Genomic DNA, 25,883 nt, shown 5'->3' with positions numbered 1-25,883 from the left:
AAGCGCGCCTTCAGCGGTCTGGGCGATCGAGGTGGCGTCGTTGGCGTTCTTGGTGGCGACGGTCAGGCCTTTGATCTGGGTGGTCAGGCGGGTAGCGATCTGCAGGCCAGCAGCGTCGTCTTTGGCGCTGTTGATTTTCAGACCCGAGGACAGGCGAGTCATCGAGGTTGCAGTGGCAGACGAAGCCTTGTTCAGGTTGTTCTGAACGGTCAAGGAAGCGATGTTAGTGTTAACGGTCAACGACATGATGCAAACCTCAGGGTCGATTGTGGAGTACGGCTTCCGGCCCTGGCTGTTTGGAAATGGCCCGGAGAACCTATGCCCTAGTTATCGTCGCCCTGTGCAATTGCTTGAGGCCGAAGAAGCCTGTTTTTAAAAAAAAGAAGAACAAGACGGCTATGCGCCACGTCGACATAGCCCTCAACCCCTACCCACCTTAGTTGCCGGCAGGCATTTGCCTAAAGAAACAGGCCTTCCAGGCCGATACACGCGCAATACGGCACGAACCCGACGCTGGACCGTGCGCGAACATTACCCTGGCAAACACTGCAGGCAACGGGGATTTACAGGAATGAGCAAACGTTTGATGGGAAAGCTGTTGGCGCTGATCTCAGTGCCAGGCGACAACCCGCGCCTGCTCGTAGCGCAATTCGGGGCGCTGTCCCGGCAATTGCCCATGATGTACATGGTCCTGCTGATCAATACCTGGGCGCTGGCGTTTACCCATTGGGACAGCGCCCCTCAATGGCTGGCCCTGTGGACTCCGGTACTGCTCACCTTGGTGTGCGGGACCCGGTCGGTGATGTGGTGGCAGATGTCAGGCAACCCACCACCGGTGCCAGTGATCCGGACCATGCTGGCGCGCACCAACCGGTTGGCAATCTTTATTGCCCTAGGCTTTACCGCCTGGTCCCTGGCCTTGTACCCGTACGGCAATGCCTATGCCCAGGCCCATGTGGCCTTTTTCATGAGTATCACGGTGATCGTGTGCATTTTCTGCATGATGCACTTGATGCCCGCCGCGTTAATCACGACCATGGTGGTCAATATTGGGTTCGTGGTGTTTTTTTCCTCTACCCGAAACCCGACCTTTATTGCCACGGCCGTTAATATCGTTCTGGTTTCCGTGGCTTTACTGGCCGTATTGCAGAACAACTACCGCACGTTTACAGGCTTGATCAACGCCCAGGCCCATACCGAGCAGCTGAGCAATGAAAACCTGAGGTTGGCGAACCTGGACAGCCTCACAGGGCTGCCCAATCGCCGCCAGTTCTTCACCGCGCTTGACCAGGCCCTGGCCTATGCCCACTCGCGTCATCGCACACTCGCTGTGGGGATCCTTGACCTGGACGGTTTCAAGTCCGTGAACGACTTGTATGGCCACGGTATCGGAGACCGGTTGCTCATGTCGGTGGGCCAGCGGTTGCAGGCATTCGCGGACACCATTACGCCGGTTCATGTGGCCCGCTTGGGCGGGGATGAGTTTGCGCTCATTGTTGGCGGAGGCCGGGACGATGCCGCGCTTACTGCGCTGGGTGCCGATCTCTGTGCGCGCCTGAAGGAAGAATTTGTGATCGCAGGTATGTCCATCCAGGTCGGCGCTACCTTGGGCATGGCCACGTATCCCCATACAGCCCATGACGCCACTCAGCTCTTTGAATACGCCGACTATGCGCTGTACCAAGGGAAGCGACATAACCCGGGGGCCTTGTGCCTGTTTTCGGCCGCGCATCACACGCAATTGCGCCATGACGCCATGACGGAACAAGCCCTGCGACGCTCCCAGTTTGGTAACGAATTCTACGTGCAATTCCAGCCCATCATTGATGCACGCACGCGGGTTACAGTGGCGTTCGAAGCCCTTGCACGGTGGACCAGCCCGGAACTTGGGCGAGTCTCACCAGCCTGCTTCATTCCTATTGCCGAACGCAGTGGGCTGATCAATCGCCTGACCCTGGCCTTGTTGCGTACGGCACTTGAACAGGCCAATACCTGGCCTTCACCTATCCGGCTGGCATTCAACCTGTCCGCCCATGACTGCGCCAGTGAAGACAACGTGACCAGCATTCTGGAGGTCATCAGCCAGAGCGGGTTCGCCCCTGAGCGGTTGGACCTGGAAATCACTGAAACCGCCATCGTACAAGACGTAGGCGAAATGGAACGCGCCATCGCACGGCTGCGGGCCTTGGGTTGCGGCATTTCACTGGATGACTTCGGTACGGGATACACCAGCCTGGGCCAGTTGCACGCGCTGCCACTGACCAAGCTGAAAATCGATCGTAGCTTTGTCAGCGATATCCAGCACAAACCTGCCCACTACAAGATCGTCAAATCCCTGGTTGCACTTACTCAGGACATGAACCTTGAATGTGTCATCGAAGGGGTAGAAACCGAAGAAGAGTTGGCCGCCCTCACCCAGCTAGGGTGCACACTGGTGCAAGGCTTCCTGTTCAGCCGCCCGTTGGGGTTCGACGATACGCTGGCCTGGCTAAACGAAACAGCCCTGCAGCACCCCGCAGCCTGCTGACGCGAGGCACAGGGCGCGTTACAAAGAAGGCGGCGCCCCGAAGGGCGCCGCTAGGTCAGGCGGACAGCTTCTGGCTGAACTGATCGGCAGGCTTGCCGATGTCCATCCGGTCGTTGTTCATCACTTTGTCCCAGGCTTTGACGAAGTCGTTTATGAACTTCTCATTGCCGTCGGATGAACCATACACCTCTGCTTGCGCACGCAATTCCGACTGGGACCCAAAGATCAGGTCCACGCGGGTTGCGGTCCAGGTGGGCTGGCCGGTCTTGCGGTCCTTACCTTGGAAGCGGTTCTTGTTGTCTGTGGGGTTCCATTCGGTGCCCATCCCCAACAGGTTTACGAAGAAGTCGTTGGACAGCGTACCCACGCGGTGAGTGAACACCCCCTCCTTCCCGCCATCGGCATTGGTACCCAATACCCGCATGCCGCCTACCAGCACCGTCATCTCCGGTGCGCTCAACCGCATCAGGTGAGCCTTGTCGACCAGGGCCTCCTCCGGTGCCATGAAATGGGCCTCGTAGTAGTAGTTACGGAAGCCATCCGCCGCTGGGCGAAGTGCCTCGAACGACTGCACGTCGGTCCACTCCTCGGCGGCATCCATACGCCCTGGCGTGAAGGGCACCTTGACGGTCACCCCGCCGTCCTGGGCGGCTTTCTCGATAGCCGCACAACCTGCCAGCACGATCAGGTCGGCCATGGAGACCTTCTTGCCGCCTGTGGCACTGCCATTGAAACTGGATTGAATCTGCTCCAACGCTTGCAGCACCTTGGCCAGAACCGCCGGGTTGTTGACCTCCCAATCTTTCTGGGGGGCGAAGCGAATACGGGCACCGTTGGCACCGCCGCGCTTGTCGGAACCCCGGTAGGTGGACGCGGATGCCCAGGCCACTGAAACCAGTTCGGACACCGTGAAGCCAGCCGCCAGAATCTGCTGCTTGAGTGCAGCAATGTCTGCATCATCGACCACAGGGTGATCGCGCTCAGGAATAGGGTCCTGCCACAGCAAGGTTTCCTTGGGCACCAGTGGGCCCAGGTAGCGTGCGGTCGGCCCCATGTCACGGTGCGTCAGCTTGTACCAGGCACGGGCGAAGGCGTCGGCGAACTCGTCCGGGTTTTCCAGGAAGTGCCGGGAGATCTTCTCGTAGATCGGATCGAAACGCAGCGCCAGGTCCGACGTGAGCATGGTGGGCTTGCGCTTCTTGTTAGGGTCGAACGGGTCGGGAATGATCTCCCCGGCGTCCTTGGCTTCCCACTGCAGGGCACCAGCCGGGCTCTTGGTCAGTTCCCACTCGAACCCGAACAGGTTCTCGAAGAAATAGTTGGACCATTGCGTCGGCGTCTGGCTCCAGATCACTTCCAGGCCTGAGGTGATAGCGTCGGCGCCATGGCCGCTCTGGAACTTGCTGCGCCAGCCCAGGCCTTGGTCTTCAATGACGCCGCCTTCAGGCTCCGGCCCCATCAACGACGGGTCCCCAGCCCCGTGCGTTTTACCAAAGGTGTGCCCACCGGCAATCAAGGCCACGGTTTCGTAGTCGTTCATGGCCATGCGCGCGAAGGTTTCACGGATGTCGATGGCAGACGCTTTGGGGTCTGGCTTGCTGTTCGGGCCTTCCGGGTTCACATAAATCAGGCCCATTTGCACGGCGCCCAGGCCAGGGTGTAGCTGACGTTCACCGCTGTAGCGTTCGTCGCCCAACCAAGTACCTTCCGGGCCCCAGTACAGCTCTTCTGGTTCCCAGGTGTCTGCACGGCCACCGGCAAAGCCAAAGGTTTTGAAACCCATGGATTCAAGGGCTACGTTACCCACCAGCACGAACAGGTCGGCCCAGGACAACTTGCGGCCATACTTCTGCTTGATCGGCCACAGCAGCCGGCGTGCTTTGTCCAGGGACGCGTTATCTGGCCAGCTGTTCAAAGGGGCAAAACGTTGCTGCCCGCCCCCTGCGCCGCCACGGCCGTCGGTTGTGCGGTAGGTGCCGGCGCTGTGCCACGCCAGGCGGATGAACAGGCCACCGTAGTGGCCAAAGTCTGCCGGCCACCAATCCTGGGAGTCGGTCATCAAGGCATGCAAGTCCTTGATCACAGCATCAAGGTCCAGCGATAGGAATTCGGCGGCATAGTCAAAGTCTCCACCCAGCGGGTTGGAGCGCGGTGAATGCTGGTTGAGCGTGTTCAGGCTCAGGGCTTCGGGCCACCAGTCGCGGTTACCCGGACGCTTGCGTGGCGCGCTGCCGTGCCCAAATGGGCAACCGCCCCCAGCGTTTTCTCCTGCCTCGGCGTTCATGTGTCGTCCTCTATCAGCTATCGGCTCTATATCCTGGCACCGTCTGGCGGCGCCTCACAAAAACGTTAGCACTGCTGCAGGCTATCGACAAACGGAACGGGATTGGCATTTGCTATGGGGCTGATAGGCCTCGGTGCCCACGGGGGACGTTACATAGCGCTACGCTAGAGCCCTGCCGGTTCTCCACGCACCACCCCGCGCTCTTCGCCGGGGTTGCGGTCAAAGTAACGCTTGTACTCACGGCTGAATTGGGATGTGCTCTGATACCCTACCCGGTGTGCCGCCTGCGCCACGCTCATCCCCTCGCCTGCCAGCACTTGCTGGGCCTTGAGCAGCCTCACACGCTTGAGGTATTGAACCGGTGACAGCAGGGTGCTGCGCTTGAAGTGCTCATGAAACGTGGAGGTGCTCATATTGGCGCACTCTGCCAGCTGGTCGACGGTCAGGGCCTGAGCGTAATGCTCGCGCAGGTAATGCAAGGCCGCACCGATACGGGCGAAGTGCCCTTGCTGCTCCACTAGTGCACGCAACACCCCGGCTTGGGGGCCTCGCAGTGCGGCATACAGCACATCGCTGATCCGCGCCCGCCCCATGACCTGCCGGTCCAGCGGGTCATGCAGGCACTGCAATAGCCGTAAAACCGCCTCACGCATTGCCCCATCCAATACAGCAGAACTCATGGACTCAGGCGTCTGCGCCTTTACCGAGGGGTCCGGAGGCAAGCCCATGGCCTGAACCAAGTCCGCCAGCACGGTGCGGTCAATGGCCACCGCTACACCGTACAAGGGTACGTCGACGGTCGCGAAGGTCTCGCACAGAAACGGCACCGACAGCGCCTGTATCAGGTAATGCCCGGCACCGTATTCCAGGGTCCGTGTTCCCAGGCGTGCCAGCTTGCTGCCTTGGGCAAGCACGATCAGGCTGGGTTCGTAGATCTGAGGGCTGCTGGCCACGTAGTGATCCCAGCTCATGACCTGAACGCCCTCCAAGCCCGTGCTAATGAATCCTGGGCGGGGCGCCAACGGCTTGATCAGTGACACCAGGTCACGGTCGGTGGGGGGTGTAAACGTAGGGGGCATGGTGAAGGCAAAGGAGGAATAGACATGCGCATCATGCCAGACCGCCTGCCCTGCACGGTAGCGGTAGGTGACATTCGGAGAAATAGGCATCACAGCCAGAGGATTGACCATGGCCCTTTGCGGCCCCCGCCTGCACAATGCTTTACATTCCATTGCCACCACAGAGGGCTTCTCCATGTATACCGCTATTGGCTATGCCGCACAGTCCGCCACTGCTCCCCTGGCCCCCATGACCTTCGAACGCCGCAGCCCGCGCCCGGACGACGTCGCCATCGAAATCCTGTACTGCGGTGTGTGCCACTCGGACATCCACCAGGCCCGGAACGAATGGGGCATCGCCGTCTACCCATTGATGCCTGGCCACGAGATCGTGGGCAAGGTCACCGCCGTGGGCAGCAATGTCAACAAGTACAAAGCGGGTGACCTCGTCGGTGTGGGCTGCATGGTGGACTCGTGCCGCCAGTGTGAAGCCTGCAAGACCGACCTGGAGCAATACTGCCTGGAAGGCCCGACCATGACGTACGCCACCCCTGACCGGGTGGACGGCAGCAACACCATGGGTGGCTACTCCAACAGCATCGTGGTGAGCGAACACTTTGTAGTGCGCATCCCTGAGAAGCTGGACCTCGCTGCCGCCGCCCCTGTCCTGTGTGCGGGCATCACTACCTACTCGCCCCTCAAGCATTACGGTGTGAAAGCTGGCGACAAAGTAGGCATCCTCGGCATGGGTGGGCTGGGCCACATGGGCATCAAGTTCGCCAAGGCCATGGGCGCCGAAGTGACCCTGTTCACCCGTTCGGCCAGCAAGGCTGAGGAAGCGCGCCGCCAAGGTGCCGACCATGTTGTGGTGTCTACTGACGCCGAGCAGATGGCCGCTGCGGCTGGGCGTTTCGACTTCCTGCTGGACACCATTCCTGTACAGCACGACCTGAACCCCTACCTGGAAACCCTGCGGTTTGACGGTGTGCACATTCTGGTAGGCCTGATCGAGCCCGTAGACCCAGCCCTGCACGCGGCCAACCTGGTGATGAAGCGCCGCGTACTGGCCGGCTCGCTGATCGGTGGCATCGCTGAAACCCAGGAAGTGCTGGACTTCTGCGCCGAGCACAACATCACCTGCGACATCGAAATGCTGGATATCCGCAACATCAACGAGGCCTACACCCGCATGATCGCGGGTGACGTGAAATATCGCTTCGTGATCGACATGGCTACGCTTCAGGCCTGACGTATCTCAGGGGTATAAGGCCAGCTTTTTGAACAACTGCCGGCCTTTACCCCTCAGACCTTCATCGGCCGCAGCGCTTGCGCTGCTTCATTACCCTGACAAACGAGGTATGCATGAAGATTCTGATGGTGCTCACGTCCCATGACCAACTGGGTGATACGGGGAAAAAAACGGGCTTCTGGCTGGAAGAGTTTGCAGCGCCCTACTTCACGTTCATAGACGCTAAGGCTGAAGTGACCCTGGCATCCCCCAAAGGCGGCCAGCCGCCCTTGGACCCCAAGAGCGACGAAGCTGACGCCCAGACCGAGGCGACCGAGCGTTTCCGTTCTGATACACAAGCTCAAAAGGCGCTGGCCAACACCTTCCCGCTGGGCGAAGTTGACCCTTACGATTTCGATGCCGTGTTCTACCCCGGCGGCCATGGCCCGTTGTGGGACCTGGCTGAAAGCAAGGATTCCAAAACCCTGCTTGAGGCATTCTATGCAGCCAACAAGCCTGTGGCTGCCGTGTGTCACGCCCCTGGCGTGCTCAAACATGTAAAAGCCCCCGATGGCCACCCCGTGGTCAAAGGCAAGCGTGTGACCGGCTTTACCAATTCCGAAGAAGCTGCCGTAGGCCTCACGGAGGTGGTGCCGTTCCTGGTGGAAGACATGCTCAAGGCCAACGGTGGGGACTACTCCAAGGCCGAGGATTGGGCCAGCTATGTGGTAGAAGACGGCCACCTCATCACCGGGCAGAACCCCGCCTCCTCAGAAGCCACTGCCAAGGCACTGCTCAAGCGCCTAGCGGACGAGGTTCAGGCCTAAGGCCAATTGAACTTGCGGGCACCTGACCACCGTACCGCAGTGGCTCAGGTTCCCGGCCTTCGCCTTCGGCTACGACCGGTCCTACCCGAGATCGGCGTTTCCATACATGCCTGTGGGAGCCTGCGTAGCGGGCGAAATCGGCTAGCCTCTGCACTGTGTAATCCCAGGTTCCCGGCCTTCGCCTTCGGCTACGACCGGTCCTACCCGAGATCGGCGCTTCCACACACCCTTGTGGGAGCCTGCATAGCGGGCGAAATGGGCTAGCCACTGCACCGTGTAATCCCAGGTTCCCGGCCTTCGCCTTCGGCTACGACCGGTCCTACCCGAGATCGGCGCTTCCACACGCCCTTGTGGGAGCCTGCGTAGCGGGCGAAATGGGCTAGCCACTGCACCGTGTAATCCTAGGTTCCCGGCCTTCGCCTTCGGCTACGACCGGTCCTACCCGAGATCGGCGCTTCCACACGCCCTTGTGGGAGCCTGCGTAGCGGGCGAAATGGGCTAGCCTCTGCACTGTGTAATCCCAGGTTCCCGGCCTTCGCCTTCGGCTACGACCGGTCCTACCTGAGATCGGCGCTTCCACACACCCTTGTGGGAGCCTGCGTAGCGGGCGAAATCGGCTAGCCGCTGCACCGTGTAATCCTAGGTTCCTGGCCTTCGCCTTCGGCTACGACCGGTCCTGCCCGAGATCGGCGTTTCCACACACGCCTGTGGGAGCCTGCGTAGCGGGCGAATCTGGCTAGCTGCCTTGGCCCAAGCCCTCAAGGGTTGTCTATCGGATCAAGTTTCTCTAGGGTAGAGCCCCCTCGCGCCGAGAGGTCTCGTATGAGCCCACCGCCAGCCAAGCCTGCCGCCTTACCTGTACCCCGCACCCGCCATGCGCCCAAAGGCGAAAAGCGCCGGGAGCAGCTGCTTGGAATTGCCCTTGAGGTATTTTCGCGAGAAGGGTACGGCGCAGCCTCCATTGCAACCATTGCCGAGCTGGCAGGTATTTCCGTGGCAGGGCTGCTGCATCATTTCCCCAGCAAGGTCGCTTTGCTGATGGGGGTGCTCACCCATCGAGACGGTAGGCACCGCCTCTTGGAAGACCCGTTTATCGAGGCGCCTACCCTTCGTAACTTCCTGGGCTTTCTTCAGCAGCTCAACAGGGCCAATGCGGAAACGGTCGGGGTAATTCGCGCGTTCAGTATCCTAAACGCTGAAAGCCTGGTGGACAGCCACCCGGCTTGGGAATGGTTTCAAACCCGCTACAGCACGATCCATGAACGCATGCGTGGCCGGCTTGAACAATTAGTGGCCAACGGCCAAGTGCGCCCCGACGCCGACCTGAACGCCGTGATCCATCAGTTGCTCGCCATGATGGATGGCTTGCAACTGCAATGGCTCCGGTTTCCCGAACAGGTCGACCTCGTGGCGCGGTTCGACAGCTATATCGCCCAAGTGGAACGCGACTTGCGCCCCACCCAGGCTTTATAGGCGTGGATCAGTACTGCGTATCGCCGTACTCGCCATCACCCTTGCCGTCGTCTATGGTTTCGCTCTGGTCGAACACACCGCCGGTCTTGATCCCTGGCACTGACACCTGAGTGGACTTCAGCGCAGCACGTGGCAGTGGGTTGCTGGTGGTGGTGGACAGTTCCTGACGGAACGGGTTAACCACCTTGGCCTTCAAGCGAATGTCATCGGACGCAGCGCCCAGGCTCAAGTCGAAGGTGTCGGCATCGACAACCCACTGCTTGCTGGTGTCGTCATAGTACGCCAGGGAACGGTCGTTCAGCTCGATGGTGACGCGGCGGGTTTCACCCGGCTCCAGGTACACCTTCTTGTAGCCTTTGAGTTCCTTGATCGCACGCTCGACTTTCGGGTGCTGCTGGCCTACATACAGCTCCGCCACTTCCGAACCACCGCGCTTGCCGCTGTTGGTCAGGTCGAACGACACCTTGATTGGGGCGTTGGCCACAGCCGTGCCTGGGGTAACCGAGATGTTGTTGTAGGTGAACTGGGTGTAGGACAAGCCATGGCCGAAGGCGAACAGCGGCTTGGTGCCCAGCTTGTCATAACCGCGGTAGCCCAGCATGGTCAGGTCATGCTTGTAACTGATGTTCTTGAGCGTGCCGGTATGGTCGTAGTTGGGGAAGTCCGCATACAGCGGGTTGTCTTCGATGTGCCGCTCGATACTGATCGGCAACTTGCCCGACGGGTTGACCTTGCCGAACAGGATCTCAGCCAGTGCCTGGCCGCCGTTCTGGCCTGGGTAGAACGCATGCAGCACGGCTGGTACCTGGTCGACCCAGTCGCTCATGTTCAGGCCGGTACCACCGTGTAGGGTTACCACGGTATGCGGGTTGGCCTTGGCGATGTTCTGGATCAGGTCGCTCTGGTATTCCGGCAGGTCGAAGCCGTGGTCGAAGCCTTCGCCCTCGTACTCGTTGCTGTTACCCACGGCTACCACGACAGCGTCGTAGTCGGCCAGGTTCTTAGGTGCGGCCAGGGACGCCCAGGCCATTTGCACGCCTACCAGGCCACCCAGGGTGGAGATGTAACCGTTGCGGCGTGAGTACTCAAGCTTCACGTCATAGGCCTGGCCAGCCTTCAGGCTGATCTTGCCGGACACGGGCAGCGTTGGCGGAATGCTGCCGTTGGTGATGTTTTCACCGGTGCCGTTGTCGATCACTTTCTGGCCGTTGACCCACAGGCGCACCGCGCCGTCAGCACGTACCTTGAACACCTGCTCGCCATCAACGGTCGGGGTGACCTTGCCGGTCCAGCGGATGGAGGTATTGGCGACGTCGCCATTGGTGGGCAACTGGTCAGTGGACCAGTCCATGTCCACGTGCTCGTCGATACGGGTAGCGGCTGGAGTGCCCGAGAAGTTGGTGTTGGTGAAGAAGTCAGCCTTCAAGCCCTTGACCGTGGCGCCTTTGCTGTTGGTGGCGGTCCATGGAGAGGCTGCTGGGTCCAGCGACAGCCCGTCCAGGAAGTCGACCTTGGCATTTGGCGCGATCTGCTGCAGGCCGCTCAGCTCGCTGATGTAGAACTTGGGGTCGTAGTAGGCGCTGCCAAAGCCCATAGGCGGCGCGTACTTGGCCAACTTGCCGACCACGGCAATGCGCTTGATCTTGTTCTTGTTCAGGGGCAGTACATCACCCTGGTTTTTGAGCAGCACGATGCCTTCGCGGGCCACGCTCAGCGCCGCCTTGTTGCTGGTGGCGCTGTTCATGTTGCGGGTGTTGAGGGGCGCGATGGTGTCGAACTGGTACAGGTAGGTATTGCGCAGCAGGCGGCGTACCTTGTCATCGATGGTCGCGATGTCCAGCTGGCCGTTTTCCAGGTAAGGCGTGAGCACCTTGCTGTTCATCTGGCCGCCCATCATGTCCAGGTCCGCACCGGCCTGGGCCGCTGGCAGGCCATTGACAATGGCGTTGTAGTCAGACTGAACGATACCCTTGAAGCCCCATTCCTTTTTCAGGATGTCAGCGATCAGGTGCTTGTTTTCGCACGCGTATTCGCCGTTCACCTTCTGGAACGAGCACATCATCATGGCGACCGCGCCGTTCTTGGTGGCGGACTCGAACGGGGGCAGCGACATTTCCCGCAGCACGCGCTCAGGCATGGTCTGGTTGAGGATGAAGCGGTTGCTTTCCTGGTCGTTGGCCGCGTAGTGCTTGGCTTCAGCCCATACCCTACGCTGCTGGATGCCGTTGATCACGGCCGGGGCCAGGCTTGCACCCAGGAACGGGTCTTCGCCGGACAGGTACTCGAAGTTACGGCCACTCCACGGCATGCGGTACAGGTTCATGCCTGGGCCGGTGACGAAGCGGTAGCCACTGGAGGCGGTGTCGTAGCCCAGGGTGCGGCCGAACTCGATGGCGCGACGTGGGTTGAAGGTCGCGGCCAGGTTGGGCCCGGAGGGGTACACCACGCCCTGGTCATTGCCACGGTTGGTGTAACGCACGCCCATGCCGCCGTCCGTACCGGACACTTGTGGCACGCCGTACTTGGCCAAAGGCTTCACGTCCCAGCCACCAATGCCGCCGATGTAGTCCAGCTTTTCCTGCTGGGTCATTTTCGCCAGGGTAGCTTGTGCTGCCTTGTCCGCACGCTGCTCCCGCGCGGCGAGTTGATCTGTGCTGGCAGCATCGGCAGCATAGGCCTGGCCGATTGCCAGGCTCAACACGGCCAATGCCGAGTTGGCCACCAATAACGTTCGTTTACCCATGAAGTAACGCTCTCCGGAAAAGGGCGCCCTGCGCTTATTTGCCGCACCCAATTAGCTTTGTTTTTTATTCAGGCAAAAAACACCTATACCGCGCTGTTCGAACAATCAGCCGGGACATGACCAAAACTTCAGATGCGGCGCAAAAAAACGCCGAGCTTTATAACCCAAGATATAGTAAGTAGCAACACGAGCTTATCGGTATCGATGCACTCGCTCTTTTAAATTAAGACGAGTGTTCTACCTTCAAGTCAAACGAAAGATAGCGGCACGGTGAAAAAAATTTTTCTTTATGGATCCATGGAACTCGGTTAAAACCAACCGGTCTGTAGGTTTACGAAATTACCCCAAACCCCTGTGTGGCTTAAGTCTGCGGTGGTCATACCTGCCTTGGCCTCGTGCTCGGGCGCAGCGAAAGCCCCCATAGGTGTCGCACCCTCGCCCTACCCCTGGAGACATCGGAAATGAAATTGCCTATTGCTTGTGGCATTGCTGCAGTGACGTTGCTATTGGCAGGAAACGCCATGTCGGCTGAATCTGAAAGTGCGGAAGTTACTTCTGGCGCCAAGGATTCGACACTGATGACGCAAACTAACAAAGACACCGATGCACAACATAGAACGCATAAGCAAAACGCTGCCGATGAAAGCAAGCGTGGCCGCCCAGTAAGCAAAGAAGCTGCGCCTGCCAACTAATAGTAATACCTTTCAACTTTAATGTTGCTGATAAGGGTCTCTTAGGAGGCCCTTATCAGTTGGCTGACTCCTATGCGTGAAACGCTAACCTCCCCCCTTGATATTCGCCAGCTAACGCACGCTGCGATCGAAGACGTGGCTGCCTGGCTGGTAAGCCACGCCGGCCTTAAGCCTGCCGATCTGGAGCGAGCGAGCCGCCTGGCCGCCGGGCCGGAGGGCACTTCGTTAGGGGAGTGGCTCACACGCTTGGGGCTGGTGTCCGAGCAGGACCTGGCCCGTGCCTGGGCCGCCACACTAGAGGCACCCTTGCTGGGCTCCGACGCCGTGCCGGTACCTGAGCAGGCTCTGCCGGTACTCACCGAGCGCTTTTTGCGTCATCACCGCCTGGTGCCTCTGGGGCCCTTTGCCGATGGCGTGCAGGTGATGGCGGCAAACCCTGGCAATCACTATGCATTGCAGGCTGTGGCCTATGCCTGCGAAGTGCCGTTGTACTTGTCCATTGGTACGGCCTCTGACGTGGACAGCCTGATCGAGCGCCACTACGGGCAGGGCCGTTCGGCCATGGGGTCGCTGATCGAAACCCTGGACGACACTGCCGAGACGCCAGACGACGTTGAGCACCTGAAGGACTTGGCCTCCGAGGCCCCGGTTATCCGCCTGGTGAACCTCATTCTGCAACGCGCCGTAGAACAGCGGGCCTCCGACATCCATATCGAGCCGTTTGAAAGCCAGCTCAAGGTGCGCTACCGCATCGACGGCATGCTGCACGAAGCCGAGGCGCCGCCGGCTGGCCTGTCACCGGCGGTCATTTCTCGTTTGAAAATCATGGCGCGCCTGGACATCGCCGAGCGTCGCCTGCCCCAGGACGGCCGCATCATGCTGCGCATCCAGGGCAAGGAGCTGGACCTTCGCGTGTCCACCGTGCCCACCAGCTTTGGCGAGTCCGTGGTGATGCGCCTGCTGGACCGCCAGACCGTGCGTTTCGATTTCCCTAGCCTGGGCATGGATGGTGAGCGCTTGGACGCTTTTCTCCAGGTACTGGAACAGCCCCACGGCATTCTGCTGGTGACGGGGCCTACGGGCTCGGGCAAAACCACCACCCTTTATACGGCGCTGTCCCGGCTCAACACCGCCGAACGCAAGATCATCACCGTGGAAGACCCGGTGGAGTACCAACTGGAAGGGATCAATCAGATCCAGGTCAAGCCGTCCATCGGGCTGGATTTTGCCGGCGCCCTGCGCTCCATCGTGCGCCAGGACCCGGACGTGATCATGGTGGGCGAAATGCGCGACCTTGAAACGTGTCGCATTGCCATCCAATCCTCATTGACCGGCCATTTCGTACTCTCTACCCTGCACACCAACAGCGCGGCGGCCAGTATTACCCGCCTGCTGGACATGGGCGTGGAGAGCTACCTGATCGCCTCCACCGTGAAAGGCATCCTGGCCCAGCGACTGGTGAGGCGCCTGGACCCAGCTACCCGTATCGCGTTCGAAGCGCCGGCTGCACTGATCGAAGCCCATGGGTTGGACCGGTTCACCAAGCAACGTCCCATCTACCTCTACCGCCCTGACCCGAGTGCGGCCGGTGGCGGTTACCACGGGCGTAGCGCGATCACCGAATTGCTCGTAATGAATGAAGAACTGCGCACCCTGCTGATGGCACAGGCCGACGCGGCGACCCTGGAACAAGCCGCCCGCCGCGGCGGGCTGAGAACCCTGTATGAAGACGGCCTGCGCCAGGCCGTGGCCGGCGTGACATCCCTTGAGGAAGTGCTGCGCGTGGCCCAGGGCGAATAGCATGGCAACCTTCCACTTTCAGGCGCTGGACAGCGACGGGCTGGAACAGAAGGGCGTGCTAGAGGCAGCCGACGCTGACACCGCCGTGGCTACCCTGCAAAAGCGTGGCTGGCTGGTGCTCAGCCTGCAAGCCTCTACCGGCGCTGGCCTGCGGTTGCGAGGCACTCGCTCGGCGCTGAAACCGGCCGCGCTGGTCAGCATCACTCAGCAACTGGCAACCCTGCTGGGGGCCGGCCAGCCGCTGGAGTATTCCCTAGGCATTCTGCTGCGCCAGGCCAAGGCCCCGCTTCAGCGGGCGCTGCTGGAGCGTCTGCGGGACCAGGTCAAGGCTGGCAAGCCACTTAGCCAAGCCATGGAGGACGAGCACGGCCAGTTTTCTGGTTTGTATGTGGCCATGGTGCGCGCCGGTGAAGCCGGCGGGTCGCTGGAGCAGACCTTGCTGCAACTGGCCGATTACCTGGAACGCACCCACAAGCTGCGCGGCGAAGTGACCAACGCATTGATCTACCCCGCGTTCCTGGTGGTGGGCGTGCTGGGGTCACTGGCGCTGCTGCTGGCGTATGTAGTGCCACAGTTCGTACCGATCTTTCGAGACCTGGGGGTGCCTGTCCCCTGGATCACCCAAGCCATTCTTGCGCTGGGCGAGTTCCTCAGTGCCTGGGGGCTGGTGCTGGCGGCCGGGCTGGTGGCGCTGGTGTGGGCTGTAGCCATCGCGCTACGGGACCCGGCGCGCCGGCAGCGCTACGACCGACGTGTGCTGGGCCTGCACCTGGTGGGGCCCCTGCTGCAGCGCCTGGAAGCCGCACGCCTGGCCCGGACGCTGGGCACCTTGCTGAGCAACGGGGTGCCCCTGCTCCAGGGCTTGATGATCGTGCGCCAGGTGTGCACCAACCGCGCCCTGCGAGCCCAGCTTGAAGAAGCCACCGAGCGCGTGAAGAGCGGTAGCCGCCTGGGCCAGGCTTTCGGTGAGCACCCGCTGCTGCCGGAACTGGCCCTGCACATGATTGAAGTGGGCGAGCAGGCGGGGCAGCTCGACGGCCTGTTGCTCAAAGTGGCGGACGTATTCGACGTTGAATCCAAGCGCGGCATTGACCGTGTACTGGCGGCCCTGGTGCCTGCCCTCACGGTGGTGATGGCGGTGATGGTGGCGATCATCATGCTGGCCATCATGCTTCCCCTCATGAGTCTTACCAGCAATATCTAAGGAGTTCTCCATGTCTCGACTTACCCTGCCAGGCGCTCGGCGCCAAGGCGGTTTTACCCTGTTGGAAATGCTGGCCGTGATTGTGCTGCTCGGCATCGTGGCGACCATTGTGGTGCGCCAGGTGGGCGGCAACGTAGACAAAGGCAAATACGGCGCAGGCAAGGCTCAACTGGCCAGCCTGGCCCAGAAGGTGGAAAGCTATGGCCTGGACGTGGGCACCCCGCCTGCCAACCTGCAGCAACTGGCTACCAAGCCTGCCAATGCACCGGGCTGGGCCGGCCCGTACGCCAAACCCAGTGACCTGAAGGACCCGTTCGGCCATGCCTTCGGCTACCGCTACCCTGGCGAGCACGGCAGTTTCGACCTGATCTTCTACGGGCAGGACGGTCAACCCGGCGGCGACGGCTACAACGCCGACCTGGGCAACTGGGAATAACATGCGCACCCCGGCCCACGACCGCGGCTTTACGCTGCTCGAACTGCTGCTGGTCATCGTTTTCATCAGCATCAGTGTGAGCGCCGTAAGCGTGGCCGTGGGGCGGGGCCTGAAAAGCGCCAACGAACGCCATGCCCTCACCCAACTGGTGCAGACCCTTCGCGCCGCGCGGGTGCAGGCCATTACGTCTGGCCAGCCGGCACTGGCGCGCTTCGACCTGGGGGCACGCCAGTTTGTGTCGCCCCAGCGCAGCCTGCCGCTGCCGCCGGGCATGCAGGTGCAGTTGAAAACCGCCGACGGTTTAGGCGCGGCGTTCGAGTTCTACCCGGACGGCGGCGCCAGTGGCGGTTACATGGCCTTGGCCGACAACGATCGCCATTGGCGCATAGACATCAATTGGCTGACCGGCAACGTCCGGTTGCGTGCGCTCAATTGACGCCGCAGCGGGGGTTTACGCTGTTGGAAATGCTCGCGGCCTTGGCCGTGCTGGCCCTGTGCGCCAGCGTGTTGGTGACTGCGTTTGGTCAAGGCGCGCGCGCTTTGCAGCAGGCCCAGCGCAGCGACCGGCTCAGCCTGGCGGCGCGCTCCCTGCTCGATGAGGCCCGCAACAGCCACTTGGCCCCTGGCCGTACCACCGGCCGCTGGAGCGGTGTGGACTGGACCCTGACCGTTACCCAACTGCCAGACGCTGCCGGGCCGGCCATCGGTTATGGGCTGGTGCTGACCGTCACCGATGGCGTGCGGCAGGGCCGCTATAGCACGTTGCAAGTGCGCCGCCGGCCCACGGCGGCGCTGCCATGACCCGCCGCCTCCAAGGCTTCACCCTGCTTGAAATGCTGGTGGTGCTAAGCCTGCTTGCCGTATTGCTGACCCTGGCCGGGGGTGCATTGGTGGGGGCCAACCGCGCCATGGCCAAGGCAGAGCGCTACAGCACACGCCTGGACGAAGTCCGCGCCACGCAGAACTTCCTGCGTACCGCGCTGGGCCAGGCACTGCCCCTGTCCGCTAAAAACGCTCAGGGCGAGCAGGACGCCGTATTCGAGGGCGCTTCCGACAGCCTGCGCTTTTATGCACCGCTGTCTGCACGCCTGGGGGGCGGGCTCTACCGTTATCAGGTCACACTGGCCAAGGGCCGTTTGCAGGTGGGGTTTGCCCATCTGCAAGGCACAGGCTTGCAGCCCTTTGGTGAGGAGCAGGTGCTGCTGCATCAGGTCCAGGCCTTGAACCTCACCTATCGAGGGTTTGCACCGGACGGCCAGGTCACCGGCTGGCTGGACCAGTGGCCCTGGCCGAGCCGCCTGCCCCGCCAGGTGCGCATAGCCATTGAGTTAGCCGGCCCGGTGCCATGGCCTACCCAAAGCGTGGGCCTGAACCTGGACTTGTCCACCCAGGCAGGCCTGCTATGAACGGCCAGCGGGGTATCGCCCTGCTGCTGGTGCTATGGGTGCTGGCCTTGCTCAGTGTGCTGCTGGCCGGGCTGATGGGCTGGGTTCACCTGCAGAACCGCCAAGCCCTGTGGCAGCACCAGCACACCCAAGCCTTGCTGGCTGCCGAGGCAGGTGTGGGCCTGGCCGTGCTCGCCCAACTGAACCCTGACGTCAGCCGGCGCTGGCGCCTGGACGGGCAGCCCCATGCCTTGCATTTCGAAGACGTGAACCTGGCGGTGAGCGTTGTCAGCGAGCAGGGCAAGGTGGACCTCAATACGGTGCCCGCCCTGTTACTCGCCAAGCTGGCCCGTGCCTGCGGGGCGCCCCCTGCCCAGGCCAACCAGGTGGGTACAGCCCTGGAGGCGCGACGTGGCGGCGGCCAAGCCCCGTTGCGCCTGCTGGAAGAGTTGCGCGAATTACCCGGTATGACGCAGCCCCTGTACACCTGTGCCCTGCCCTATGTGACGGTGTGGAGCGGCATGGCCGCGCCGGACCCCAGGCTGGCACCGCCCTGGCTACGACAGGCGCTGAGCCTGCCACCCACGGGCGTCGCCACCACTGAGGGCGGTGCCGTGCTCACGCTGTACAGCAAGGCCACCACGCCGGCCGGCTTCTCGGCAACGCTGCAGGCCACCCTGATGCTTGACCCTTCCAACAATGCCGCACGCCCCTACCGGGTGCTGCGCTGGCACGCCTTATGAAAACATTGAATCGACCGGCGCTGGCCGGGTTGTCCTCTCGCCTGCACCACCAGTGGCACGCCAGCAAAGCCCATGGGCTGTGGCACGCCTGGGTTGCGGAATTGCAGGGCATGTTGCCCGCCCGTTGGCAAGCGCGCTGGGTGACTTCAGCCCGTGAGCAGGTGGTGCCTTGGCCCCTGACCGGTGAGCGGCTGGTAACGCCAGGGCCCGCCGTGGTGCTTGTGCTGCCCCCTGACACCCTATTGACCACCTCGCTGCAACTTCCAGCGGCGGCCACCCGGCGGTTGCACCAGGTGCTGGGCTATGAGCTGGACAAGTTCACCCCCTTCCCGGCGGCAGACCTGCACTATGTGGCGCAGGTGGTGAACAAGGGCAAGGTATGGGCTGGCGTGAGGCTGGTAGCCCTACGCCGGGACCGCCTTCAGGCCATGATCGACACCTGCCGCCAGCACGGCCTGGTATTGGCCGGCATCGACGGGCTGAGCCCTGAGGGCCAACGGCTGGGCGTCAACCTGCTGCCCCTCCAGGATCGCCCACCGGCCAGCCGGGCACGCACAGCCTCCCTTTACCTGGCCCTGCTCTGCGCCGGCCTGGTACTGGCCAACATGGGGCTATGGCTGCATAACCGGCAGGCGCTGGTGGAGGCCATGCAGGCCCAGGTGAACGCGCAACGTCAGCAGGTGGCTCAGGTACAAACCCTGCGCCGTGCCCTGCTCGCCCAACAGGGCGCCGCCCAATACCTGTCGCTGCAAAAAGCCGCACGGCCGGCCTTGGCCAGCGTGCTGGTAGACCTTACCGCCTGCCTCGGGCAGGACACCTGGATCGAGCAATTGGAACTGAACGAAGACGGCGCCGTATCCCTCAGTGGGCAGAGCGCCAAGGCCAGTGCCCTGATCGGCCAAGCCAAAGGCTGCAAAACCCTGGCTGACCCTCACTTCGAAGGCATCATCCAGCCCGACGAAAACACGGGCAAAGACCGGTTCTCCCTCCGCGCGCAGCTCACCAAGGGGGTGCCTGATGCTACGGCCCCTTAACGCCCGCGAGCGCCGTGTGGCCGCTCTGCTGGTGCTAGCCCTTGTGCTAGGCGCGGCCTGGTGGTTGCTGGTGCAAAGCTGGTTCCTCGGCCCGTTGAGTGAACTGAACGCAAGGCGCCTGGCACTGCTGGAGCAGCAACAGCACTACGCGGCATTGCTTAAAGCCGGGAGCTCGCTGCGCGAGCAGTTGCAAGCGGCGCAACGTGACCCGGCCAGCCAGCTCAGCCTGCTGCCCGGTGACGACCCCAGCGCGGTGGCCGCTGACCTGATGCAACACAGCGTGGACCAGGTGCAGGCACATGCGCACGAAGGGCCAGGCTGTGAAGTGTCCCAACGCATGCCCATCGTGCCCGAGCAAGACCCACAGGCGCCTTACCGCGTGGTCAAGGTGAGCCTGACCCTGGATTGCGCCATACAACCCCTGGCCGGCCTACTGCACGACCTGGAGTTTGGCCAGCCTTACGTGTTCGTGGACAGCGCCAGCCTCCAACGGGCCACGTCCGCCCCTGCCACCGGCGGTGCGGGCCGCCTGCAGGCCCACCTGCTGTTGCGGAGTTACCTGCAGCCAGCTCCCCCGGTTGAGGTCGCACCATGAAGCGCTCCCCTACCTTACTGCTGTTGACGCTGCTGGCCATCGCCCTGGCCGGTAACGTGGCCAGCCTGGCCCTGGCACCGGCCGCCGACATTGCCTGGTTACCCGTGCAAACGGGCTCGGCGGCGCCTGCTGCGCACAAGGCCGTGGAGGTGCCCGCCCTGGCACAGGCCGACCTTGCCCAGGCCTGGACCCACCCCCTGTTCAGCCCACAGCGCGCACCCGACCGCCAGGCACAGGCTGCGCCTTCGTCGTCCCTGGCGGGTATCAGCCTTACCGGCGTGGTGATGGATGGGCGGGGCCAATGGGCCTTGCTGCGCCTCCCCAATGCCCACACCACCACCCTGGCCGTGGGCAAAACCCTGCCTAATGGCTGGCAGTTGGCGGGCGTGACCGCCACCAGCGCACGCTTCACCTTCCAGGGCCAGGATCAGCAATTGAGCCTGCCTGTGCTGCACCTTCCACCGGCTTCAACCACACCTGCCCTCACTCTTCCAGATGTACCGACACCATGAACGATTCACCTGAGCTTTTCCGTTTGCGCGCCCCGGTGCTGTCCTTGGCAGCAGCCCTGGTGCTGGCGGGCTGCAGCACCCAACAAACGTTGTCCGAGAACGACCCGCAGCTGATGCGTGAAGCCCTGGCCGGCACGGGTGCGCAGCGCCCGCCTCTGGTGGAGCCGCCCGCCCCTGCGGCGGCTGCGGCCACAGGCCCTACGGCCGAGCCCGCCACTCAAGGCGGCCGTCGGCAAATCATTCGCGGCAGCCAGCGGTTCGTGAACCCTACGGCGGCAGCCGCCTTGCCGGTGCGTGCCCAGGCGGGCGACCCCGTTGGCAACATCATGTTCAACTTCAACGACCAGCCCATCGAAGCGGTGATCAATACCGTGATGGGTGAAGTGCTCAAGGCCAACTACAGCATCGCCCAGGGCGTGAAAGGCAACGTGAGCTTTTCCACGTCCCAGCCGGTGACCCAGGCTCAGGCCTTGTCCATTCTGGAAACCCTGCTGTCCTGGACCGACAACGCCTTGATCCGCCAGGGCGACCGTTACGTGATCTTGCCTGCCGCCCAGGCCGTGGCGGGCAAGCTGGTACCGCAGATGCCCGTGGCGCGCCCCGCCGATGGCCTGTCGGCCCGGCTGTTCCCGCTGCATTACATTTCCGCCACCGAAATGCAGAAGCTGCTCAAGCCTTTCGCCCGGGAAAACGCCTTCCTGCTGGTGGACCCGGCCCGCAATGTGCTGAGCCTGGCCGGTACACCGGAGGAACTGGCCAACTACCAGGACACCATCGACACCTTCGATGTGGACTGGCTACGCGGCATGTCCATCGGCGTGTACGGGTTGCAACGGGCCAGCGTGAGCGAGCTGATGCCGCAACTGGAGAAAGTGTTCGGCCCCCAGAGCGGCATGCCCCTGGCTGGGATGGTGCGGTTCCTGCCCATCGAACGCACCAACTCGGTAGTAGCGATCTCCGCGCAGCCGCAATACCTCAACGAGGTCGGCGACTGGATTCATACCATCGATGAAGGCGGCGGCAACGAACCGCAGATGTACGTGTACGACGTTCGCAACATGAAGGCCACGGACCTCGCCAAATACCTGCGGCAGATCTACGGCAACGGCAAGATCACTGAGGACAGCGCGGCACGGGTCGCCCCTGGCCTGCGTACCCGTACCCTGGCCTCTGTAAGCGGCGGCACCGGGACCGGCATGGGCATGGGCAGCGGAACCAGCAGCGGTACTGGCATGGGCGGCCTGGGTGGCACCAGCCAAGGGTTCGGTGGAATGCAAACAGGCGCCGCCGCCGCCGATAGCGAACAGGCCGACGACACTGATAGCAGTGCTGACAGCGCCGACACCAGTGACAGCGCGACCACCAGCGGCACCGGCACCGCCCGCCTGGAAGACAGCACGCGCATTACCGCACAGAAGAGCAGCAACCAGCTGCTGGTGCGCACGCGCCCTGCCCAATGGGCGGAAATCGAATCGGCCATCAAGCGCCTGGACAACCCGCCACTGCAGGTGCAGATCGAAACCCGCATCCTGGAAGTAAGCCTCACCGGTGAGCTGGATCTGGGTGTGCAATGGTACCTGGGCAAGCTGGCCGGCAACTCCGGCAGCACCACCGTGGCCAATACCCCCGGCAGCCAAGGCGCTCTGGGTGGTGGCGGTGCCGGGTTGGGTGCCACCGACGCCCTCTTCTACTCATTCGTGGGCCACAACCTGCAAATTGCGCTGCACGCCCTGGAAACCAGCGGCCGCACCCAAGTGCTCTCGGCCCCGTCCCTGGTAGTGATGAACAACCAGCCGGCGCAGATTCAAGTGGGTGACAACATCCCTATCAGCCAGACCACTGTGAACACCAGCCTGTCCGACACCACGTTGAGCAGTGTGGAATACGTACAGACCGGTGTGATCCTGGACGTGGTGCCGCGCATCAACCCGGGCGGGCTGGTGTACATGGACATCCAGCAGCAGGTCAGTGATGCCGACAGCAGCCAGACCACGGACACCAACGGCAACCCGCGCATCTCCACCCGGTCCGTTTCCACCCAGGTGGCCGTGCAGAGCGGCCAAACCGTGCTGCTGGGCGGCCTGATCCAGCAGAACAATACGGACTCGGTATCCGCCGTACCCTACCTGGGCCGTATCCCTGGCCTGCGCTGGCTGTTCGGCAACACCACCCGCAGCAAAGGCCGCACCGAGCTGATCGTGCTGATCACGCCGCGCGTGGTCACCAGCACCAGCCAGGCGCGCCAGGTGACGGATGACTACCGTCAGCAGATGCAATTGCTGAGGCCGGCGCCGGGGCAGGCTGGGGGGTACTGACCGTCAGTCCCAATAAGGCGGGCTACCAATAGCCTTTATCAGAAAGTCCGTCACCGCCCTCACCTTGCGCGACCTCAGGCGGTTTTCCGGTGACAGCAGGTGGATCGGGCTGGGGTTGGCTTCGATGGAGCCAGTCCAGCCCGGTAGCAATTCCACCAGTGCGCCGGCACGGAAGCTGTCCTTGCTGAACAGCCAGGTAGGAAAGAACACGATGCCAAGGCCGCTCATGGCGGCCTCTACCAACGCTTCGGCATTGTTGCTTCGGAAAGGGCCGTTCACATCAATCACCTGCAGTGGCGCATCCGGGTGCTGGCGGAAGTGCCAGCGCTGGGGGCCGCCCACGCCCTTATAGGCTAGGCAACTGTGGGTTCTGAGGGCGTCTGGGGTGGCCGGGACACCTCGGCGCGCCAGGTAGTCCGCGCTGGCGCACAGCACGTAGCGCTGGTCACAGAGCTTGCGGCCTATGAGGTTCGAGTCTTCCAGGTGGCCCACCCGCACGGTGATGTCGGTGCCCTCCTGCACTGGGTCCATGAACAGGTCGGTGAGGGTGAGCTCCACCACAAGGTCTGGGTACAGGCTGTGCAGGTCTTTTACCAGCGGGGCAATATGCAGCCGCCCCAACGCCACGGGGGCGTTGATCCGTACCAGGCCTCGAATGTCATTGCCTTTGCCCGCCACGTCTTCGGTGGCCGAATCCAGCAGGTCGATCACTTCACGAATATGCCGCAGGTAGCGCTCGCCGGCGTCTGTCAGGCGTACGGCGCGGGTGTTGCGGTAGAACAGCTGCTGGCCAACTTCCTGTTCCAGCGAGGCCACGAAGCGCGACACCGACGACGCTGGCACCTGAAAGTGCCGGGCGGTGGCGGCAAAACTGCCCGTGGCTGCCACCATGGCGAAATACCGGTGCGCCTTAAGGTGCATGGCAAGCTCCCAATAAACGAAGAATCTATAGTTCATTGCTTTAACAGCAACTATGAATTGCCTTTTGCATTGATTGTTCCGCTCAGAGCACGAACCTACCATGACGCCCTCTTGTACAGAAGGCGATTACCTTATGACACAGCTTTGGATCATCCCTGTAGTGGTGCTGGCGGGGATGGGCCTGTCCGTCGAAGCCGGGCTGCTCGGGCCCTTGGGCGCCGAGGTCGGTCACGGCTGGGCCACCTTAGGCATCTTTGCCATCGGCTCGCTGCTGCTGACCTTCGGCCTGATCTTTGGCCGGCCTCGGCTGGGCCTGATGTTCTCCAAGCCGCGCTGGCTGTTGACCGGCGGCATTCTGGGGCCGGTGTACGTGGCAGCCTTGACCATCGCCACCCCCCACATCGGCGTGGGCCTGACCATGGTGGGCATTCTGTTCGGCCAAGTGGGCGCCAGCCTGATCATTGACCACTGGGGCCTGCTGGGCAGCGCCAAGCGCCAGGTGGACCGTTATCGCATCGGCGCGCTGGTCGCCATCCTCGCCGCCCTCTGGCTCATTCATTAAGGAATACCCTCATGGTTGTATTGATGCTGTTAGTGGTTGTGTTCAGCGGGGCGGTGCTGTGTGCCCAGTCCGCGATCAATGGGCGGCTGGGCTCTGAGGTGGGGGTGCTGGAAAGCGCCTGGCTCACCTTCACGCTCGGCACCATGGTGAGCTTTCTGTGGGCGTTCTACCTGGAGCCGCCCCATGCCTTCAACCTGTTCACCGTGCCGCGCTGGCAGGTGGCAGGCGCGTTCTTCGGCGTGATCTACATGCTGGTGATCGTATTTGCCATGCCACGTATCGGTACGGCGGCGGCCACGGTCTCGGTCATCAGCGGGCAATTGCTGATGAGCCTGCTGATCGACAACTTCGGTTGGTTCGGCAACACCGTGATCGGGCTGGGCCCCAAGCGGATGGCCGCCCTTGTGCTGCTGGCGGTGGCCTTGGCGCTGATCTACCGCAGCAACACCTTGCGTAACGCCGAGGCTGAGGAAACAGCACCCGAACCCGCTCGCTGAACACGCCCTGCGCCCTGGCCGGGCGCAGCGGCGGTACGCTCGGATTTGAAGGAGACACGATGAGCCATTCACCCCACCACGCCATGCCTCAGGACCTGCTCAACCATCGGGCCTTCGCCAGGGTGTTTGCGCCCGGCAAGCTGACCTTCGGGTTCATTGCGCCTCTGGAGGCCTACCCGGATACCCCCGGCCCTACCCTGCGGGACCATGAGCGCCTGGCCCGCCGGGTCGACCAGGCCGGTTTCTCTGCCCTATGGCTGCGGGACGTACCCTTTTACGACCCTAGCTTCGGTGATGTAGGGCAAGTGCTGGACCCCATGGTGTACGCAGGTTTCCTGGCCGCCGCTACCGAGCACATCGCCATTGGCACCGCCGGCCTGGTGCTGCCCCTGCGCGACCCGCTGATCATTGCCAAACAGGCCGCCAGCGTGGACCAGTTGCTCGGTGGGCGTTTCCTGCTGGGCCTGGCGTCCGGCGATCGGCCTGCCGAATACCCGGCCTTTGGCGCTGATTTCCACAACCGGGCCGAGCGCTTCCGCGAAGCCTTCCAGGTGATCCGGCACACCCTTGGCACGGCCTGGCCTACCCTGCCCACCACCTATTATGGGCAACTAACGGGGCAGCTGGACCTGGTGCCTAAGCCCGCCGCACAGCGGCTTCCTCAGCTGGCGATCGGTTTTGCCGGGCAGTCCCTGGAGTGGCTGCACACCCAGGCTGACGCCGTCATCTCTCATTTGGCCGAGCCGGCTGACACGGCGCGCCTGGTGAGCCAATGGCATGCGTTGGGTGAAGGCGAGCCGTACCGGCCCTTTGGTTACGGGACCTTTTTCGATCTGGACAAGAACCCGGACCTTCCCTTGCAACGCGGTCGTGTACTGCGGGCAGGCCGCAAGGCCCTGATCGAGTTGTGGCAGCGCCAGCAGGACCAAGGCGTTGCCCACGTAGCTTTGAATTTCAAGCCCCTGAGCCGCCCCGCCGAAGCCGTTATCGACGAACTGGCTGAATACGTTCTGCCCTGTTTCCCTTCGCACCTGTAGCACGCTGCTC

The 25,883-nt window shown here is 62.5% G+C and carries 24 protein-coding genes; 19 read left to right on the top strand and 5 right to left on the bottom strand.

Translation table 11 applies throughout. The features are described from left to right. Positions 1–246, bottom strand: a 246-nt coding sequence (locus HBH25_RS14805; RefSeq protein ID WP_445674515.1) for a flagellin N-terminal helical domain-containing protein, incomplete at its 3' end; no start/stop codon positions are given. A gap of 325 nt (positions 247–571) precedes the next feature. Here HBH25_RS14805 and HBH25_RS14800 point away from each other — a divergent pair. Next, positions 572–2,527, top strand: a complete 1,956-nt coding sequence (locus HBH25_RS14800; protein WP_168084679.1) for a putative bifunctional diguanylate cyclase/phosphodiesterase — start codon at positions 572–574, stop codon at positions 2,525–2,527. A 55-nt stretch (positions 2,528–2,582) separates the two neighbouring features. Here the strand turns inward: HBH25_RS14800 and katG are convergent, their stop codons facing one another. Both katG and HBH25_RS14790 read right to left on the bottom strand, forming a co-directional pair. After that, entirely contained in the window at positions 2,583–4,811 is a 2,229-nt protein-coding gene (gene katG / locus HBH25_RS14795; protein ID WP_168084678.1) for a catalase/peroxidase HPI, read from the bottom strand. 164 nt (positions 4,812–4,975) lie between these two features. Beyond that, positions 4,976–5,890 (bottom strand): AraC family transcriptional regulator, encoded by a 915-nt coding sequence (locus HBH25_RS14790; protein WP_168084691.1) that lies wholly within the window; start codon positions 5,888–5,890, stop codon positions 4,976–4,978. A 175-nt stretch (positions 5,891–6,065) separates the two neighbouring features. Between HBH25_RS14790 and HBH25_RS14785 the strand changes: the two genes are divergently transcribed. The 3 genes from HBH25_RS14785 to HBH25_RS14775 all read left to right on the top strand — a co-directional run bounded on the left by HBH25_RS14785 (position 6,066) and on the right by HBH25_RS14775 (position 9,397). Next, positions 6,066–7,118, top strand: a complete 1,053-nt coding sequence (locus HBH25_RS14785; RefSeq protein WP_168084690.1) for an NAD(P)-dependent alcohol dehydrogenase — start codon at positions 6,066–6,068, stop codon at positions 7,116–7,118. A 113-nt stretch (positions 7,119–7,231) separates the two neighbouring features. Beyond that, on the top strand, positions 7,232–7,924 hold the full coding sequence (locus HBH25_RS14780; protein WP_168084677.1) for a type 1 glutamine amidotransferase domain-containing protein: 693 nt from the start codon (positions 7,232–7,234) through the stop codon (positions 7,922–7,924). Positions 7,925–8,746: 822 nt separating this feature from the next. Further along, the gene (locus tag HBH25_RS14775) at positions 8,747–9,397 is read left to right on the top strand and encodes a TetR/AcrR family transcriptional regulator (protein WP_168084676.1); all 651 of its coding nucleotides are present in this window, start codon (positions 8,747–8,749) and stop codon (positions 9,395–9,397) included. Positions 9,398–9,404: 7 nt separating this feature from the next. Here the strand turns inward: HBH25_RS14775 and HBH25_RS14770 are convergent, their stop codons facing one another. Then, complete coding sequence (locus tag HBH25_RS14770; RefSeq protein WP_168084675.1) at positions 9,405–12,140, bottom strand: beta-glucosidase; 2,736 nt, start codon at positions 12,138–12,140, stop codon at positions 9,405–9,407. A 461-nt stretch (positions 12,141–12,601) separates the two neighbouring features. Here HBH25_RS14770 and HBH25_RS14765 point away from each other — a divergent pair, with 461 nt between their 5' ends. From HBH25_RS14765 to gspD, 12 genes are all read left to right on the top strand, one after another. Then, positions 12,602–12,832 (top strand): hypothetical protein, encoded by a 231-nt coding sequence (locus HBH25_RS14765; protein ID WP_168084674.1) that lies wholly within the window; start codon positions 12,602–12,604, stop codon positions 12,830–12,832. A 72-nt stretch (positions 12,833–12,904) separates the two neighbouring features. After that, positions 12,905–14,632, top strand: a complete 1,728-nt coding sequence (gspE, locus tag HBH25_RS14760) for a type II secretion system ATPase GspE (protein WP_168084673.1) — start codon at positions 12,905–12,907, stop codon at positions 14,630–14,632. Position 14,633: 1 nt separating this feature from the next. After that, a complete protein-coding gene (gspF, locus tag HBH25_RS14755; protein WP_168084672.1) occupies positions 14,634–15,836 on the top strand; it encodes a type II secretion system inner membrane protein GspF in 1,203 nt (400 codons plus the stop codon). 10 nt (positions 15,837–15,846) lie between these two features. Beyond that, complete coding sequence (gene gspG / locus HBH25_RS14750) at positions 15,847–16,272, top strand: type II secretion system major pseudopilin GspG (protein WP_168084671.1); 426 nt, start codon at positions 15,847–15,849, stop codon at positions 16,270–16,272. A 1-nt stretch (position 16,273) separates the two neighbouring features. Beyond that, positions 16,274–16,708 (top strand): GspH/FimT family pseudopilin, encoded by a 435-nt coding sequence (locus HBH25_RS14745; protein WP_168084670.1) that lies wholly within the window; start codon positions 16,274–16,276, stop codon positions 16,706–16,708. Continuing rightward, complete coding sequence (locus tag HBH25_RS14740; protein WP_168084669.1) at positions 16,705–17,073, top strand: prepilin-type N-terminal cleavage/methylation domain-containing protein; 369 nt, start codon at positions 16,705–16,707, stop codon at positions 17,071–17,073. Before HBH25_RS14745 ends, HBH25_RS14740 begins: the two co-directional genes overlap by 4 nt. After that, the gene (locus HBH25_RS14735) at positions 17,070–17,678 is read left to right on the top strand and encodes a prepilin-type N-terminal cleavage/methylation domain-containing protein (protein WP_168084668.1); all 609 of its coding nucleotides are present in this window, start codon (positions 17,070–17,072) and stop codon (positions 17,676–17,678) included. Before HBH25_RS14740 ends, HBH25_RS14735 begins: the two co-directional genes overlap by 4 nt. After that, complete coding sequence (locus HBH25_RS14730) at positions 17,675–18,400, top strand: PilX N-terminal domain-containing pilus assembly protein (protein ID WP_168084667.1); 726 nt, start codon at positions 17,675–17,677, stop codon at positions 18,398–18,400. Before HBH25_RS14735 ends, HBH25_RS14730 begins: the two co-directional genes overlap by 4 nt. Continuing rightward, positions 18,397–19,434, top strand: coding sequence for a PilN domain-containing protein (locus tag HBH25_RS14725; RefSeq protein ID WP_168084666.1), 1,038 nt, complete (start codon positions 18,397–18,399; stop codon positions 19,432–19,434). The genes HBH25_RS14730 and HBH25_RS14725 overlap by 4 nt, the downstream gene beginning before the upstream one ends. Continuing rightward, positions 19,418–20,029, top strand: a complete 612-nt coding sequence (gene gspM, locus HBH25_RS14720) for a type II secretion system protein GspM (protein ID WP_168084665.1) — start codon at positions 19,418–19,420, stop codon at positions 20,027–20,029. Before HBH25_RS14725 ends, gspM begins: the two co-directional genes overlap by 17 nt. Next, positions 20,026–20,541: a type II secretion system protein N gene (locus HBH25_RS14715; protein ID WP_168084664.1), complete on the top strand. Its 516-nt coding sequence runs from the start codon at positions 20,026–20,028 to the stop codon at positions 20,539–20,541. The genes gspM and HBH25_RS14715 overlap by 4 nt, the downstream gene beginning before the upstream one ends. Then, positions 20,538–22,856 carry a type II secretion system secretin GspD gene (gene gspD / locus HBH25_RS14710; protein ID WP_168084663.1) on the top strand — a complete coding sequence of 773 codons (2,319 nt, stop codon included), beginning with the start codon at positions 20,538–20,540 and terminating at the stop codon, positions 22,854–22,856. Before HBH25_RS14715 ends, gspD begins: the two co-directional genes overlap by 4 nt. 3 nt (positions 22,857–22,859) lie before the next feature. On the opposite strand, the gene HBH25_RS14705 is transcribed toward gspD, so the two are convergent. Then, positions 22,860–23,777: a LysR family transcriptional regulator gene (locus tag HBH25_RS14705; protein ID WP_168084662.1), complete on the bottom strand. Its 918-nt coding sequence runs from the start codon at positions 23,775–23,777 to the stop codon at positions 22,860–22,862. A gap of 133 nt (positions 23,778–23,910) precedes the next feature. Here HBH25_RS14705 and HBH25_RS14700 point away from each other — a divergent pair, with 133 nt between their 5' ends. From HBH25_RS14700 to HBH25_RS14690, 3 genes are read left to right on the top strand one after another with little or no spacing between them, the layout of a single operon-like run. Then, complete coding sequence (locus HBH25_RS14700; protein WP_168084661.1) at positions 23,911–24,339, top strand: DMT family transporter; 429 nt, start codon at positions 23,911–23,913, stop codon at positions 24,337–24,339. Between the two features lie 11 nt (positions 24,340–24,350). After that, a complete protein-coding gene (locus HBH25_RS14695) occupies positions 24,351–24,836 on the top strand; it encodes a DMT family transporter (protein WP_168084660.1) in 486 nt (161 codons plus the stop codon). A gap of 59 nt (positions 24,837–24,895) precedes the next feature. Continuing rightward, positions 24,896–25,873 carry a TIGR03571 family LLM class oxidoreductase gene (locus HBH25_RS14690; protein WP_229631946.1) on the top strand — a complete coding sequence of 326 codons (978 nt, stop codon included), beginning with the start codon at positions 24,896–24,898 and terminating at the stop codon, positions 25,871–25,873. Positions 25,874–25,883 lie beyond the last annotated feature (10 nt).

The organism is Pseudomonas quercus, from assembly GCF_012033695.1.
Lineage (GTDB): Bacteria > Pseudomonadota > Gammaproteobacteria > Pseudomonadales > Pseudomonadaceae > Aquipseudomonas > Aquipseudomonas quercus.
This window is presented reverse-complemented; position numbering and strand designations above follow the sequence as displayed.

Excerpts from the sequence above, each read along its gene's own strand:
- gspG (WP_168084671.1), top strand. The coding sequence starts at position 15,847 with ATGTCTCGACTTACCCTGCCAGGCGCTCGGCGCCAAGGCGGTTTTACC.
- HBH25_RS14790 (WP_168084691.1), bottom strand. The coding sequence starts at position 5,890 with ATGCCCCCTACGTTTACACCCCCCACCGACCGTGACCTGGTGTCACTG.
- gspD (WP_168084663.1), top strand. The coding sequence starts at position 20,538 with ATGAACGATTCACCTGAGCTTTTCCGTTTGCGCGCCCCGGTGCTGTCC.
- gspE (WP_168084673.1), top strand. The coding sequence starts at position 12,905 with ATGCGTGAAACGCTAACCTCCCCCCTTGATATTCGCCAGCTAACGCAC.
- HBH25_RS14730 (WP_168084667.1), top strand. The coding sequence starts at position 17,675 with ATGAACGGCCAGCGGGGTATCGCCCTGCTGCTGGTGCTATGGGTGCTG.
- HBH25_RS14775 (WP_168084676.1), top strand. The coding sequence starts at position 8,747 with ATGAGCCCACCGCCAGCCAAGCCTGCCGCCTTACCTGTACCCCGCACC.
- HBH25_RS14695 (WP_168084660.1), top strand. The coding sequence starts at position 24,351 with ATGGTTGTATTGATGCTGTTAGTGGTTGTGTTCAGCGGGGCGGTGCTG.
- HBH25_RS14770 (WP_168084675.1), bottom strand. The coding sequence starts at position 12,140 with ATGGGTAAACGAACGTTATTGGTGGCCAACTCGGCATTGGCCGTGTTG.
- HBH25_RS14780 (WP_168084677.1), top strand. The coding sequence starts at position 7,232 with ATGAAGATTCTGATGGTGCTCACGTCCCATGACCAACTGGGTGATACG.
- HBH25_RS14765 (WP_168084674.1), top strand. The coding sequence starts at position 12,602 with ATGAAATTGCCTATTGCTTGTGGCATTGCTGCAGTGACGTTGCTATTG.
- HBH25_RS14705 (WP_168084662.1), bottom strand. The coding sequence starts at position 23,777 with ATGCACCTTAAGGCGCACCGGTATTTCGCCATGGTGGCAGCCACGGGC.
- HBH25_RS14715 (WP_168084664.1), top strand. The coding sequence starts at position 20,026 with ATGAAGCGCTCCCCTACCTTACTGCTGTTGACGCTGCTGGCCATCGCC.
- HBH25_RS14700 (WP_168084661.1), top strand. The coding sequence starts at position 23,911 with ATGACACAGCTTTGGATCATCCCTGTAGTGGTGCTGGCGGGGATGGGC.
- katG (WP_168084678.1), bottom strand. The coding sequence starts at position 4,811 with ATGAACGCCGAGGCAGGAGAAAACGCTGGGGGCGGTTGCCCATTTGGG.
- gspF (WP_168084672.1), top strand. The coding sequence starts at position 14,634 with ATGGCAACCTTCCACTTTCAGGCGCTGGACAGCGACGGGCTGGAACAG.
- HBH25_RS14745 (WP_168084670.1), top strand. The coding sequence starts at position 16,274 with ATGCGCACCCCGGCCCACGACCGCGGCTTTACGCTGCTCGAACTGCTG.
- HBH25_RS14800 (WP_168084679.1), top strand. The coding sequence starts at position 572 with ATGAGCAAACGTTTGATGGGAAAGCTGTTGGCGCTGATCTCAGTGCCA.
- HBH25_RS14690 (WP_229631946.1), top strand. The coding sequence starts at position 24,896 with ATGAGCCATTCACCCCACCACGCCATGCCTCAGGACCTGCTCAACCAT.
- gspM (WP_168084665.1), top strand. The coding sequence starts at position 19,418 with ATGCTACGGCCCCTTAACGCCCGCGAGCGCCGTGTGGCCGCTCTGCTG.
- HBH25_RS14725 (WP_168084666.1), top strand. The coding sequence starts at position 18,397 with ATGAAAACATTGAATCGACCGGCGCTGGCCGGGTTGTCCTCTCGCCTG.
- HBH25_RS14785 (WP_168084690.1), top strand. The coding sequence starts at position 6,066 with ATGTATACCGCTATTGGCTATGCCGCACAGTCCGCCACTGCTCCCCTG.
- HBH25_RS14735 (WP_168084668.1), top strand. The coding sequence starts at position 17,070 with ATGACCCGCCGCCTCCAAGGCTTCACCCTGCTTGAAATGCTGGTGGTG.